Consider the following 13,477-nt stretch of genomic DNA (forward strand, 5'->3'; position numbering starts at 1 on the left):
CGGCTACACTCCCGTCACTTGCGATCAAGAAACCGCGCCACCACCGGGCGGGCGACGTCGGCGTCACCCCGCTGGCCGCGGAACTCGGCCGGGACGCCGCCCAGGCCGCCGTCGCGGACCGGCTGGTCGTGGCGCCATTCCACGAGGGTCTGGCGCTCGGCGATCTTCCAGCGCCCGTCGCGGCGCTCGAGCCGGTCGACGTAGCGGCCGCCGGCGATCCCCTCGTAGGGTTCGTCGCGCCCGCCCCAGAACGCACCCCTGGGCGCCGTCGTGGGGACAGCGTGGAATGCGGTGACGTAGGTCTCGCACCAGGCGGTGTCGCCCTCCACCTCGATCAGCATGTTGCCGGTCTGGTGGAGTGTCCCGCTGAGAGGGCCCAGTAGGTTGCGGCCGTTCTCCAGGAACTGGTCGACGGTCCGGACGGAGTCGAGGAAGCGCGACGTGGCGTCCCGGTGGAAGACCTCGTCCGCCAGCTCCCACTGATGCCGATCGACCATGTGAGCAAAGCGGTTGACCACGTCGGCGATCTCCGCTCGCGCCGCCAGCACTTCCAGGGTGGGCGCGGCGGACCGGCGGCCTCGCCAGGGCGCGCTCAGCGGCCGCGCCGCATCGGCGTCGCCCCACTGTCCGCGGAACTGCTCCGCCGTCTCGGACAGCCCGCCCTCGGCGACCGGGCGGTAGTGGCGATACTCCGCCCGCGACTGCCGCTCGGCGATCTTCCAGACGCCGTCGCGCTTCTCGAAGCGATCCACGTAGCGGGCGCCGAACACGGCGTCATAGGCCTCGCCCGTTCCGCCGAAGGGCCCGCCCGGCGGCGCATCGGCCGGCACGCGATGGAAAGCGGTCAGGTAGGTTTCGGTGTGGGCGACATCGCCGTCCAGCGCGATCAGGATGTTGCCGACCTGGTGATGGGTCACGCCGACCGGCTTCAGCAGCGCCTCCCCCTGGCGGACGAATTCACGCCAGTCGCCGCCGATCACGGAGAGCTGGCACCTGGCGTCCTCGTGGAAAACGGTGTCCATCAGCCACCACTGCCGGCGGTCGGTGGCGTGGCAGTAGCGGTAGATCACGTCGGTGATCTCGGCGCGGGCGGCGAGCGCCTCCAGCCCGTAGTCGGACGCGTGGCCCGGCATGATCTTCCTCCCGGTCGTGTCCGCTTGCGCGCGGCTCATCACTTAGATTTCTAACTAAAAGGCAGTTGCCCGCGGATGGCAACTCGGCGGAGACGCCGCGGCGGGCTATTTCAGCGCCCATCCTCCGTCCACATTCAGCACCTGGCCGGTGATGAAGCGGGCGTCGTCCGAAGCCAGGAAGGCGACGGCGCCGGCGAGATCCGCCACCTCGCCCTGCCGCGGGATGCACTGATTGGCGATGACCAGGTCGAAGATGCTCTTCAGCTTCTCCTCCGACAGGCTGACGCGTCCCTCGCGTCCGACCTTCGGCTGGATCAGCCCGGGCGCCACGGCGTTGACCGTGATGTCGAAGCGGCCGAGTTCGCGGGCCAGCGCACGGGTCAACCCCATGACGCCGCCCTTGGACGAGATGTACGGCGCCATCTCGGTCGGCAGGCCGTAGTCCAGCGTCGTCGAGGTGATGTTGATGATCCGGCCCCAGCGGGCGGCCTTCATGGCCGGGATCGCCGCCCGCGCGCAGAGCCACGAGCCCGTCAAATTGACGGCGATCGCCTTCGACCATTGGTCCAGGGAGAAGGTTTCGGCCGCTTGCGTCGGGGCGAAGAGGCCGCCGGCGTTGTTCACCAGGATGGAGATTTCGCCAAACGGCTTGCGGGCTTCGGCGAAGGCCGCCTCGACGGAGCTCTCCGAGGCGACGTCCACCGCCACGGCCGCAGCCCGGCCCCCGGCGTTGCAGATGTCCCGGGCCACCGCCTCGGCGCCCTCGGCGTTGATGTCGGCGACGATCACGGCCGCGCCCCGGGCGGCGAAGGCCTCTGCATAGCCCCGGCCCAGCCACCGGGCGGCGCCCGTCACCAGCGCGACCTTGCCTTCGAGTGCCATCCGTCGCCCTCCGCAAATGCTTAGAAGGCTAATTGATAGCGGAGGACGCTCGATGTCCAGGGGCCGCCGACCGGCGACCAGCTCGCGGCCAGGCCGGTGTCAGCGGATCCGCGCCGTCACAACCCCAGGACCATCTTGGCCATGATGTTGTGCTGGATCTCGTTCGAGCCGGCGTAGATCGAGGTCTTGCGATAGTTGAAGTACTGGGGCGCCACGGTGGCCGCGTAGTCCGGGCCGGCGCGGAACGTGTTCCCCTCGGGGCGCAGCATCTCCCAGGTGTCGCGGACGAAGGGCTGGGCGTAGACCCCCGCCGCCTCCAGGGCCAGTTCGGTGATCGCCTGCTGCATCTGGCTGCCTTCCAGCTTCAGCATCGACGAGACTGCGCCCATGGCCTCGCCGTTGGCGCGGCCGGCGAAGATGCGCAGCTCTGTGGCGTTCAGCGCCTCGACCTTGATCTCGACCTCGGCCAGCTTCCGGCGGAAGTCGGGGTCGGAAAGCATGGAGCCACCGCGGTCCGACCGCTCCAGGCTGGCGATCTTGCGCACCTTGCGGAGCTGGTTCTGCAGGCCCGGCGCATAGGCGTTGCCGCGCTCGAACTGCAGCAGGTACTTGGCGTAGGTCCAGCCCTCGCCTTCCTTGCCGATGCGGTTGGAGACCGGCACCCGGACGTTGTCGAAGAACGTCTCGTTGATCTCCTGCTCGCCTTCGACGGGACCATCCAGCGTCGGGATCGGGCGGATGGTGATGCCCGGCGTCTTCATGTCGATCAGCAGGAAGCTGATGCCCTTCTGGCGGATGTCCTCGTTCGAGGTGCGCACCAGGCAGAACATCCAGTCGGCCCACTGCGCCAGCGTCGTCCAGGTCTTGGAGCCGTTCAGGATGTAGTGGTCGCCGTCGCGTTCGGCCTTCAGCGCCAGCGATGCGAGGTCCGACCCCGAGCCCGGCTCGGAATAGCCCTGGCACCACCAAACGTCGGTGCTCAGGATCTTCGGCAGGTGCTGCTGCTTCTGCTCGTCGGTGCCGAAGGCCATCACCACGGGCGCGCACATCTTCAGCCCCATGTTCGAGGTCGAAGGCGCGCCGGCGAGCGCCATCTCCATGTCGAAGATGTACTTCTTGCCGAGCGACCAGCCGGTGCCGCCGTACTCCACCGGCCAGTCGGGCGCGATCCAGCCCTTGTCGCCCAGCCGCTTCAGCCAGCGGACCTGGCTCGCCTTGTCGAGGTAGCCGTTCTTGGACTGCGCCATGCGCGCGCGCATGTCTTCGTCGTAGGCCTCGGCGATGAACGCGCGGACCTCGTCGCGGAAGGCGAGGTCCTCAGGGGCGAAATCCAGGTCCATGGCGGTTCACCCCACGCCGTCGAGGTATTCGATCTCGGGCCGGCCGGCGAGCACGGCGGCGAACTTCGGACCGGCGGCCTTGAAGTGGTCGGTGCCGCCGTGGTGCGTCAGCGCGTCCTGGTCCTTGTAGAGCTCCAGCACCTTGTAGACGTTGGGTTCGGTCCGGCTCTTGGTGAGCTGATAGGCGATGTTGCCCGGCTCGTTGGCGCGGACCTGCTTGGCCAGTTCGTTGAAGAACGCCTCGAACTCCGCGGTCTTGCCTTCCTGGATCGGCAGCTTCGCGATCACGCCAATCGTCATCTGGACATCCTCCAACGCTTGTTTGAACCGACGGTAGAGCCGCCGGACGTGCGCGGCAAGCGTCGCTTCAGGCGAGCAGCCGCTGGAAGGCGGGCGTCATCCGTTCCTCGAAGCCGTCGGGCGTGCGCCACAGGAACAGGGCGGCCACGTCGCGCCGCGCGGCGAACGCTTCGGCGTCAGGCCCCAGCACCGTCAGCGCGGTGCACAGCGCATCGGCCTGCATGCAGCCCTCGTGCAGAACGGTGACGGCCGCTGGCGGCTCGGCCACGGGCGCCCGATGCAGCGGGTGGAGGGTATGGCTGTATCGGCGGCCCTGCGCCGTGAACGTCCGCCGCCAGTCCCCGGACGTGGCCACGGAAAGCTCGTGCAGGGCGATCAGCACCGGCGGCTCGTCCAGGCGCGCCTCGGGCGGCCGCTCGACCTGCACCCACCAGGGCTCGCCGTTGGCCTTCACCCCGCCGCCGCGCAACTCGCCGCCGATCTCCAGCAGGTAGTCGCGAACGCCCAGCGCGGTCAGCGCCTCGGCGGCCAGGTCCACGCCGTAGCCCTTGGCGATGCCGGAGAGATCGAGGCGAACGCCGCCGGGTTGCAGGAGCCTGCCGTCCTCCAGCCGAAGATCGCGCCAGCCGGCCCGCGCCGCCGCCAGGTCCGCCGCGCCGGGCGGCTCATCGACGGGACCCGCCGGACCGAAGCCCCACAGCCGCACCAGGTCGCCCAGGCCCGGATCGAAAGCCCCGCCGCTGGCCTCGGCCAGGTCCAGGGCGGCGCGCGCCACCGTGGCGAATTCCGGCGGGATCGCCACCCAGGTTCCGGCGGGCGCGACATTGAAGCGCGAGAGGTCGCTCTCGGGCTCCCAGTCGCTCATCTGCGCGACGACGCGGTCACAGGCGCCCTGCACCGCCTCGCGGATCGCCTCGTCGCCGAGGCCCGAGGGCGCCAGCGCCTGCAGCGTCCAACTCACGCCCATAGTCGGACCGCTCAGCCGCACCGCCCGCCCCTCGCGTGGCCTGGCGGTTTCGCGCGTCACGTGCAGCGGGACGGCGACCCGGACCATCGCTAGTCGGGCATCACCTCGAGGGTGGCGACATAGCCCGCGCTGCGGCGGCCGCCGTTGGCTTCCTGACCTTGCACGGTGGCCTCCAGCCAGTAGAGCCCGGCCTCGGGCCAGGTCACCTGGAACGTCCCGTCGGCGCCCGTGGTCGCCTTCAGCTCCACGCCCTTGCCGCGATAGCGGGTGTCGCCCAGCACGACCTCCACCTCCACGCCGGCGGCGGGCTTGCCGTCGTTCAGCAGCCTGAACTTCGAAGGCTCGCTCGCCACCAGGTCGTTGGGGTGGGTGATCGGCTCGAGCTCGAGGCCCTTGCCCGTGGGCTTCAGGGCCGCGTCGTTGGGCGCCCCGGAGGTGACGAAGGTCTCCACACGGCGGGTGTTGTGCGTCACCTGCACCTCGGTGGCGTCCTTCGGGATCGCTGTCGCGACCTCCTCGGCCCGGCCACGCCAGCGCTTGGTCTCGCCGCCCTGCTTGTAGGAGGCGAACGCCCCCTCGGTGACGTTGGCGATCTTGTACGTGCCGGGTTTCGCGAGCTGGAGATCGAAGGTCGACCGGTACTTGCCCGTCGAGACGTTCTTCAGCTCGACCGGCTGTCCGTCGGGCCCGAGCGCCTTCACCCCGTCCATCCGCATCGGCACGTGGTCGGCGTAGAACAGGTCGTTCGAAACCGCCCCGTCGATCGTCACCCACGGGTCCTGGCCCGACAGCACCGTGGCGGATGGGGCGAACCACGCGCGGTGCGCGTGCGCGGCGGGGGCGACCACGAGGGTCAGGAGGGCGGCGGCCGCGGCGGCGCGGAAGGCTTTCGGCATCGGACGATCTCTCCGGACGATCAGGGTTTGACGGTGACGGCGACGGCGCCGAGCTCGGACGAGCCCTTGGCCGATGCGGACTTCGGCCCGCCCTTGGCGGGCCAGGCGAAGGGTACGCGGACCACCTCGCGGCCGCCCACCTCGCGGGCCGCCTCGACGGCGAGGGTGTATTGGCCCGGAGCGACCCCGGCCATCTGGGCGGCGCCGAACACGACCTGGTGCTTGCCCGGCGCCTTCGTCGGACCGCTGACCCCGTCGGCCGGCAGGGCCAGGCTGCGGCCGGCCTTGCGCCACCAGGTGCGCATGTCCTTGAGCCAGGTCGCGCCTTCGTTCTTCGCCTTCTTGACGTCGTACCACACGGCGAGCGTCTTCACGGCCTGCTGGTCCGGCCCCTCGATCCACAGCGAGACGTAGGGCCGGTGATACTCGGCGACGTTCAGCTTCGGGATCTCCACGCTGACCGTCAGGTCGGCGGCGTTCGCGGCGGCGGGCGCGGCGGCCGCTCCGGCGGCGGCGAAGACGATCGGATACCTGGCGCGCATGCGCTCTCCTCAGTGGATCAGGAACAGGGCGAGAAGGACGGGAACCAGAAGCCCCAGGCCGACCAGCGGCCACGTAGACTTCCGCGCGTGCGCGTGGAGCTGCAGCAGCAGGAGACCGGTGACCGAGAACAGCACGCAGGCCACCGCGAAGATGTCGATGAACCAGGCCCAGGCCTTGCCGGTGTTGCGGCCCTTGTGCAGATCGTTGAGGTAGGCGACCCAGCCGCGCTCGGTGCGCTCGTAGGCGACGGCGCCGGTTGCGCTCTCCAGCGTCACCCAGCCGTCCGAACCCGGGCCGGGCAGTGCAACATAGGCCTCGCCGGGGGACCATTCCACCGGGCCGGCGGGCGCCTTCACCTTCAGCTCCGACGCCAGCCAGGCGCGCACCGGCGCCGGCAGGTCGCCCCCTGCCGCCTCGGCCGCCTTGAGCGCGCCGAGCAGGTCCGCCGGCAACTCGCCGTCGCGCGTCACGGTCTTGGGCTCGGCCTTGATGTCGCCGGCGTGGTTGAGGGTGATCCCAGTGATCGCGAACAGCAGCATGCCCGCGAGACACACGGCGGCGCTGATCCAGTGCCATTGCACAACCTGGCGGAGGACGGCGGCTCGGGTCTGGGCCCGCCTCTTCGCGCGGGCGCGCTCAAGGGCGGCGGCGGCGACCTCCGCAGAGGCCGCGTCGGGCAGGGGCGCGTTCAAGGCAGGGGACGCCTTTAATTAATAACGCCTCGCATTAGCATGATCGGCGCAGGTGGCAAGCGTCGAAGCTTTGCGGACCTGCAACAGTGGGGGACGCCGCCGTCGGGACGGCGTCAGCTCACGACCGCTCGTTCCAGCCGTAGGCGACCCAATGGTGGCCGCCGAGGTGCTTGGCCTCGATGATCCCCGGCTCGGCCGGGCGGCGGGAGCGGACGCGCCGCGCGCGGAGCGCCAGACCCGCGAAGGCGAGGAGCGCCGACGTCATCACCGCGATCACCGCCACAGTGGCCGCGGCGAACACCGCCAGGATGGCTCCGACCACCAGGGCGGCGGCGGTGGCGAGCGTCGCGCCGATGGCGGCGAGGCTGCTCATCGCGGACGCCTTGGGCGCGGATCCGGTGCGGAAGTGGTTCACCATCGACCTTCCTCTAGGCCTTCAGGAAGCCTGTAACTCATTATCTCGGGCCTGAGGTTCCCGCCGTCAACCTCAACACGGGCTGAACGATGCGACATCAAGGCCTTATGCCGCGCCTTCGAGCCGCATCGCCTTGCGTTCGCGCAGAATCTCGTCGAACGCCGCGTTGATCTGCGCAGCCTTGACCTCTGCCACCTCGATGAACTCGGCCGGCAGCCCCCGCGCCCGCGCGCGATCGGGATGGGCTTCCGAAAGCTGGGCCTTCCACGCCGCCCGCACCGCCTCGTCGGAGGCGTCCGGCGCGACGCCCAGGATCGCGTAGGGATCGTCGTTGGCTGCGCCCAGATGGGTGGCCTTCAGCCGGCGGAACGTCAGCGGCGAGAGGCCGAACAGTTCGCAGACCCGTTCCAGGTACTTGAGCTCGTCCCCGGTCACCACGCCGTCCGACGCGGCGATGTGGAACAGCCCGTCCAGCACGTCCTCCAGGAGCTGAGGACAGCCGCCGTAGCGCTTCTTCAGCCGCCGCGCGTAGCTTTCGAAGCCGCGCGTCGTCTGCCGGGCAAGCTGGTACAGGCGGCGGACATTGCCCTCGCTGCCGGGCTCGGACTGGAAGACGCTGGCGAAGGTGTCGTACTCGTGGGCCTGCGCCTCGCCGTCCGCCTTGGCCAGCTTGGCGCCAAGCGCCGTCACCGCCGTCGAGAACGCGGGGTCTTCACCCGGCAGCCCGGGCGGGCATTGATCGCATTCCGCTTCATCGATCTTGCGGACGGCGAGCCCAGCTATCTTGCGCCAGAAGCTCATGTGACTAAGCGGAAGCCTTAGGACTATGGCCGCGCCATGACAATCACAGCCTGAGTTAAGTTTTGGACATGCGCTTCAGTTTCTGGATCGACCGCGGCGGCACCTTCACCGACGTCATCGGGCGCGCGGAAGACGGGTCCGAGACCTCGCTGAAGCTGCTCTCGTCTTCGCCGGCCTATCCCGACGCCGCGGTGGAAGCCATGCGTCGGATCCTGGGCGTCGGCCCCGGCGCACCGTTCCCGGCCGAGCGGGTTGAAGCCATCAAGATGGGCACCACCGTCGCCACCAACGCCCTTCTGGAGCGCCGCGGGGCCAAGACCCTGCTCGTCATCACGCGGGGCTTCGCCGATGCCCTGGCCATCGGCGATCAGGCGCGACCCGATCTCTTCGCCCTCGTCGTCCGCAAGCCCGCGCCGCTCTACGCCGGCGTCGTCGAGGCCGACGAGCGGCTGGCCGCCGACGGCGCGGTCGTTACGCCTCTGGACGCCGAAGCGCTGCGCGCCGCCCTGGAACGCGCCGTCGCCGAGGGCTTCACGTCGGCGGCCATCGCCTTCCTGCATTCCGACCTGGCCCCGGCGCACGAGCGGGCCGCCGGCGAGATCGCCCGCGAGGCAGGCTTCGAGTTCGTGGCGCTGAGCTCCGAGGTCTCGCCCCTGCCGCGCTTCATCCCGCGGGCCGAGACGACGGTCGCCGACGCCTACCTGACGCCGGTGCTGCAGGCCTACGTCCGCCGCGTGGCCGATGCGGTCGCCGGGGCGCCGTTGTTCTTCATGACCTCAGCCGGAGGCTTGGTCCGGGCCGAGGCCTTCCGCGGTCGCGACGCCGTGGTTTCGGGCCCCGCCGGCGGCGTGGTGGGCGTCGCCCGCACGGCGGACGCGGCCGGCGCCGAGGCCGTGCTGGGCTTCGACATGGGCGGCACCTCGACCGACGTCTGCCGCTTCGCCGGCGCGCTGGAGCGGCGCGATACCGCCCGCGTGGCCGGCGCCCGCCTGCGCGCGCCCATGCTGGACGTCGAGACGGTGGCGGCCGGCGGCGGCTCGGTGCTCACCTTCGACGGCATGCGCGCGCGCGCGGGCCCCGCCAGCGCCGGCGCCGCTCCGGGACCCGCCTGTTACGGCCGCGGCGGCCCGGCCGCCGTCACCGACGCCAATCTAGTGCTGGGCCGCATCGACCCCCGCGCCTTCCCGCACGTCTTCGGCCCGAACGGCGATGGGCCGCTCGATCCCACCGCCTCCTACGCGCGACTCGCCGAACTGGCCGAGGCCATGGGCGCCGAAAGCGTCGAGGCCGCCGCCGAGGGCTTCGTCGCGGTCGCCGTCGAGCAGATGGCCCAGGCGGTGCGTCGCATCTCCACCGAGCGCGGTTTCGACCCGCGCCAACACGCCCTGGTGGCCTTCGGCGGCGCCGCCGGCCAGGTCGCCTGCCAGACCGCCGAGGCTCTCGGCGTCGCCGAGGTGCTGTGCCCCAGGTACGGCAGCGTGCTGTCCGCCTGGGGCATCGGCCAGGCCCAGGTCGCCGCGCTCCGCCAGGCCGGTCTGGAGGCGCCGCTGGACGCCGACGGCGTCGCGCGGGCCGAGGCCCTGCTCGCGCAGGCCGAGGCCGCCGTCCGCCGCGATCTCGCCGACCAGGGCGCCGCTGAGGGCAAAGTCCGCCGCACGCTGCGCCTCCGCTACGACGGCGCCGACGCCGAACTGCCCGTCTCCCTCGCCGACCCCAAGGCTGAGTTCGAAGCCGCCCACCAGCGCCTCTTCGGCTTCATCGAAACCCACCGGACGATCCTGATCGCGGCGGTGGAGGCCGAGGCGACTTCGACCTCCGACCAGACTGGCGAGAATCCGCAGCCGAGCAGCGCTTCCGCTGCGCCTGAGGTGAGCGGCGATCCCGGCTTCCGCCGGGACGAGCGGGCCAGGGTGTTCGCCCAAGGCGCGTGGCACGACGCTCCCGTCGTCGACGCCGAGGCCCTGGCGACCATCGACGGCCCGGCCTTGGTCGTCCGTAGCGACACCCAGGTCGCCGTGCTGCCCGGCTGGCGGGCCACCCGCGAGGGCGACGGCCTGATCCGTCTCACCCGCACCGGGGCGGCGACGCAGACCGCGATCGCGCTCGACAGACCTGATCCGGTCACCCTGGAGCTCTTCAATCGTCGCTTCATGGGCGTGGCCGAGGCCATGGGCGCGGCGCTGGAGCGCACCGCGCACTCGGTGAACATCAAGGAGCGGCTGGATTTCTCCTGCGCCCTCTTCGACGCGGACGGCGGGCTGGTGGCCAACGCCCCGCACATGCCGGTGCATCTGGGCTCCATGGGCGCCAGCGTCCGCGCCGTGCGCGACCGCCATCCGACGCTTCGGCCCGGAGACGCCTTCGCGCTCAACAACCCCTACGCCGGCGGCACCCACCTGCCCGACATCACCGTCGTGATGCCGGTCTTCATGGCCGAGACCGACGCCCAAGCCGCCTTCTACGTCGCCGCCCGTGGCCACCATGCGGACGTCGGCGGCGTTCAGCCCGGCTCCATGCCGCCCTTCTCGAAGACGATCGACGAGGAGGGCGTCCTGCTCGACGCCCTGCCGATCATGACCGGCGGCCGCTTCCTCGACGCGGAGGTCCGCCAGGCGCTGGCGGCCGGGCGTTACCCCGCGCGCGCGCCGGACCGCAACGTGGCCGACCTGAAGGCCCAGGTCGCCGCCTGCCAGGCGGGCGCCTCCGCCGTCGCCGGCATGATCCGCACCTTCGGCGCCGAGGCGGTCGCCCGCTACATGGGCTTCGTCCAGGAGAACGCCGCCGAAGCCGTGCGCCGCGCCGTGGGCCGGCTGTCCAACGGCGAGGCCCGCGTGCCGATGGACGGCGGCGGCGAGATCGTCGTGCGCACGACCGTGGACGCTGCGGCGCGCACCGCCGTTCTGGACTTCACCGGCAGCGCCGATCAGCTCGGCTCGAACTTCAACGCGCCCTCGGCTATCGTCGACGCCGCAGCGCTCTACGTCTTCCGCACCCTGGTGGACGACGACATCCCGCTGAACGCCGGCTGCCTGGAGCCGCTGGAGATCCGCACCCGCGAAGGCTCGATGCTGGATCCCCGCCCGCCGGCCGCCGTCGTCGCCGGCAACGTCGAGACCAGCCAGCACGTGGTCGACGCGCTCTATTCGGCGCTGGGCGTCATGGCCAACGCCCAGGGCTCCATGAACAACTTCACCTTCGGCGACGAGACCCGGCAGTACTACGAGACCATCTGCGGCGGCGCGGGAGCCACGCCGGAGGCGGACGGCGCCGCCGCCGTGCATACGCACATGACCAACTCCCGCCTCACCGACCCGGAGATCCTGGAGCGCCGCTTCCCGGTGCGAGTCGAAGCCTTCGGAGTCCGCCAGGGCTCGGGCGGCGCGGGCGAACGCCGGGGCGGCGACGGCGCGATCCGCCGCATCCGCTTCCTCGCCCCCATGGACGCGGCCCTGCTCTCCTCGCGCCGCGAACACGCGCCGCAAGGCCTGGCGGGGGGCGAACCCGGCCTGCCCGGCCGGCAGCGTTTGATCGAAGCCACGGGCGGCGCTAGTGAACTTCCCGGCTGCTTCTCCGTTAAGGTGAAGCTTGGCGACGTGATCGAGATCGAAACCCCGGGGGGTGGCGGTTACGGCGTTCCCGCCCGATCGGCGCGAAGCTGACTAAATTCCTGACCACAAGGTTCCGCATGACCCCGCTTGCCATCGCCCTCGCCCTCTTCGCGCAAGATGCTCCGGCCGCCGCGCCCGCGACCGAGGCCGCGCCGCCGGCCACAGCCTCGGAAGACCGCTGGCCCACGGGCGCCCCGCGCGAGGACTACCAGTTCGTCGCCTGGTGCTACGGCGCGCTGCGCGGCTACCTCGACATGCACGACGAGGTGATCCCCGAAGTCACCCGCATCGAGAAGCAGTTCCGGAAGCCCGGGACGAAGCTCGAGGACGACATGAAGGTCTATGCCGACATGCAGAAGGACGGCCGCGCCAAGCTGAAGCTGTTCCAGTCGGCTCTCACCGCCGCCGAGAAGGCGTCCGTCCGCCCGATCAACACCGTCGGCGCCGAGGCCGTGAAGCAGGGCCGCAGTGTCTGGAACGCCGGCCCGGAGGTCACCAAGGCCCGCAAGGCCCAGGAGTGGATGAGCTGGGCCCTGCCGGCCAAGTGCGAGACCACCGCCTCCGCCCTGGAGCAGCGCTCGCTGCTGGCCGCCGCCACCCTGCGCGGCGCCGAGCCGGAGGTCCCGGCCGCCGATCCCGCGCCGGCCGAGCCACCGGCTCCGCCGGCCGAAACCCCGCCCGGCGTCTAGGCGGCCAGCGGGCGCCCACCCGCGCAGGCCTCGAACTCGACCACGTCGTGGGCGCAGATCATCCTGACGCCCGCGGCGCGGTCCAGCGACAGCGCCCGCAACCGACCCTGGTTGGCCAGGCGTGAGGCGCGGTCGACCTCCATCATGGTCTGGTAGCCCCGCAGCCCCGGCGTGCAGCGCCGGTCGGGACGGCGCACCTCGTCGCGGTAGAAGTAGGCGTCGCCGGCGTGCAGCAGCCAGCCGTCGTCGGTGTCGACGGCGACGCCCGCGTGGCCCCAGGTGTGGCCCTTCAGCGGGATGAGCAGGATCTCCGGCGGCAGCCCGTCGAGCTGCCGCACCGCGTCGAAACCGAACCAGCCGTCGCCCTCGGCGTCATACGTCCGCCAGTTCCGCACCTCGTCCACCTGCATCGGCCGGTAGCGGTTCTTCATGATGAAGCCCCGGCGCTCGGTCCGATAGGTTTCGAACTCGGTCCGGGTGAGGTGCACCGTGGCGTTGGGGAAGTCCTCCAGCCCGCCGGCATGGTCGAAGTCCAGGTGGGTGATGACAATGTGGCGGACGTCGGCCGGCGAGAAGCCAAGCCGCTCGACCTGGCGCACCGCCGTCTCCTCTTCCCGCAGCCGGATGTTCAGCATGGCGGCGAGCGGGCGGCTCAGGCGCGGAAAGGGGTCGCGCACGTCGCGCAGGCCATAACCGGTGTCCACCAGCACCAGACCGGCGTCGGTCTCCACCAGCAGGCAGTGGCAGACGAGGTGGCCCAGCGGACCCTTGCTGCGTCCGTCGAAGACGGCGCCGCCGAACGGGCAGTCGGTGCCGCAGTTGAGGTGATGGATCCGCATGGCGTCCCTCCGTGCGGAGGCTCAACCGGGCAGCCATGACGCCGTTCCGGGTGGGATCATTTGTTAGCGGTCGACGCGCTAGGCGAGCGGCATGCTCCTCGCTTGGATCGCCGTCGCCAGTCTCGTCACCTGGTTCGCCTTCGCGGCTGACAAGCGCGCCGCCGTCGCGGGCGAGCGCCGGACGCCCGAGGCCACCCTGCTGCTGCTGGCCGCCGCGGGCGGCGCGCCGGGCGCGATCGCCGCCCAGCAGCTGCTGCGCCACAAGACCCGCAAGGAGCCGTTCCGCAGCCTGCTCTGGTCGATCGCCGCGGCCCAGGCCGCCTGCGCCATCTGGATCGCTCTCGGCCGGTAGCGGCCGGCGCCGAGCGGCGC

Annotated in this window: 14 protein-coding genes; 3 read left to right on the forward strand and 11 right to left on the reverse strand. The window is 71.2% G+C overall.

Annotated features, from left to right (window positions below; translation table 11 throughout):
* Nucleotides 1-14: 14 nt before the first annotated feature.
* The 10 genes from ACO2Q0_RS16390 to ACO2Q0_RS16435 form a co-directional block, all read right to left on the reverse strand.
* Nucleotides 15-1,133: a nuclear transport factor 2 family protein gene (locus tag ACO2Q0_RS16390; protein WP_423352591.1), complete on the reverse strand. Its 1,119-nt coding sequence runs from the start codon at nucleotides 1,131-1,133 to the stop codon at nucleotides 15-17.
* A 105-nt stretch (nucleotides 1,134-1,238) separates the two neighbouring features.
* Nucleotides 1,239-2,015 (reverse strand): SDR family NAD(P)-dependent oxidoreductase, encoded by a 777-nt coding sequence (locus tag ACO2Q0_RS16395; RefSeq protein ID WP_423352592.1) that lies wholly within the window; start codon nucleotides 2,013-2,015, stop codon nucleotides 1,239-1,241.
* 116 nt (nucleotides 2,016-2,131) lie between these two features.
* Nucleotides 2,132-3,355 (reverse strand): acyl-CoA dehydrogenase family protein, encoded by a 1,224-nt coding sequence (locus tag ACO2Q0_RS16400; protein WP_423352593.1) that lies wholly within the window; start codon nucleotides 3,353-3,355, stop codon nucleotides 2,132-2,134.
* 6 nt (nucleotides 3,356-3,361) lie between these two features.
* On the reverse strand, nucleotides 3,362-3,655 hold the full coding sequence (locus ACO2Q0_RS16405; protein WP_423352594.1) for a putative quinol monooxygenase: 294 nt from the start codon (nucleotides 3,653-3,655) through the stop codon (nucleotides 3,362-3,364).
* A gap of 67 nt (nucleotides 3,656-3,722) precedes the next feature.
* Nucleotides 3,723-4,709, reverse strand: coding sequence for an FAD:protein FMN transferase (locus tag ACO2Q0_RS16410; protein WP_423352595.1), 987 nt, complete (start codon nucleotides 4,707-4,709; stop codon nucleotides 3,723-3,725).
* A 2-nt stretch (nucleotides 4,710-4,711) separates the two neighbouring features.
* Entirely contained in the window at nucleotides 4,712-5,518 is an 807-nt protein-coding gene (locus ACO2Q0_RS16415) for a DUF4198 domain-containing protein (protein ID WP_423352596.1), read from the reverse strand.
* Between the two features lie 20 nt (nucleotides 5,519-5,538).
* The gene (locus ACO2Q0_RS16420; protein ID WP_423352597.1) at nucleotides 5,539-6,060 is read right to left on the reverse strand and encodes a DUF2271 domain-containing protein; all 522 of its coding nucleotides are present in this window, start codon (nucleotides 6,058-6,060) and stop codon (nucleotides 5,539-5,541) included.
* Between the two features lie 9 nt (nucleotides 6,061-6,069).
* Nucleotides 6,070-6,753, reverse strand: a complete 684-nt coding sequence (locus ACO2Q0_RS16425) for a PepSY-associated TM helix domain-containing protein (RefSeq protein WP_423352598.1) — start codon at nucleotides 6,751-6,753, stop codon at nucleotides 6,070-6,072.
* Nucleotides 6,754-6,871: 118 nt separating this feature from the next.
* Complete coding sequence (locus ACO2Q0_RS16430; protein ID WP_423352599.1) at nucleotides 6,872-7,126, reverse strand: hypothetical protein; 255 nt, start codon at nucleotides 7,124-7,126, stop codon at nucleotides 6,872-6,874.
* Between the two features lie 147 nt (nucleotides 7,127-7,273).
* The gene (locus ACO2Q0_RS16435) at nucleotides 7,274-7,969 is read right to left on the reverse strand and encodes a TerB family tellurite resistance protein (RefSeq protein ID WP_423352600.1); all 696 of its coding nucleotides are present in this window, start codon (nucleotides 7,967-7,969) and stop codon (nucleotides 7,274-7,276) included.
* Between the two features lie 68 nt (nucleotides 7,970-8,037).
* On the opposite strand from ACO2Q0_RS16435, the gene ACO2Q0_RS16440 reads away from it, so the two are divergent.
* Both ACO2Q0_RS16440 and ACO2Q0_RS16445 read left to right on the forward strand, forming a co-directional pair.
* Nucleotides 8,038-11,628: a hydantoinase B/oxoprolinase family protein gene (locus tag ACO2Q0_RS16440; protein WP_423352601.1), complete on the forward strand. Its 3,591-nt coding sequence runs from the start codon at nucleotides 8,038-8,040 to the stop codon at nucleotides 11,626-11,628.
* A gap of 26 nt (nucleotides 11,629-11,654) precedes the next feature.
* Nucleotides 11,655-12,266, forward strand: coding sequence for a hypothetical protein (locus tag ACO2Q0_RS16445; protein WP_423352602.1), 612 nt, complete (start codon nucleotides 11,655-11,657; stop codon nucleotides 12,264-12,266).
* Here ACO2Q0_RS16445 and ACO2Q0_RS16450 read toward each other — a convergent pair.
* Nucleotides 12,263-13,105, reverse strand: a complete 843-nt coding sequence (locus ACO2Q0_RS16450) for an MBL fold metallo-hydrolase (protein WP_423352603.1) — start codon at nucleotides 13,103-13,105, stop codon at nucleotides 12,263-12,265. The genes ACO2Q0_RS16445 and ACO2Q0_RS16450 overlap by 4 nt on opposite strands.
* A gap of 91 nt (nucleotides 13,106-13,196) precedes the next feature.
* Here ACO2Q0_RS16450 and ACO2Q0_RS16455 point away from each other — a divergent pair, with 91 nt between their 5' ends.
* Nucleotides 13,197-13,457, forward strand: a complete 261-nt coding sequence (locus ACO2Q0_RS16455) for a DUF1294 domain-containing protein (protein ID WP_423352604.1) — start codon at nucleotides 13,197-13,199, stop codon at nucleotides 13,455-13,457.
* Nucleotides 13,458-13,477 lie beyond the last annotated feature (20 nt).

The sequence above is a fragment of the Phenylobacterium sp. VNQ135 genome (genome assembly GCF_049445735.1).
In the GTDB taxonomy this organism is placed as follows: Bacteria; Pseudomonadota; Alphaproteobacteria; order Caulobacterales; family Caulobacteraceae; genus Phenylobacterium.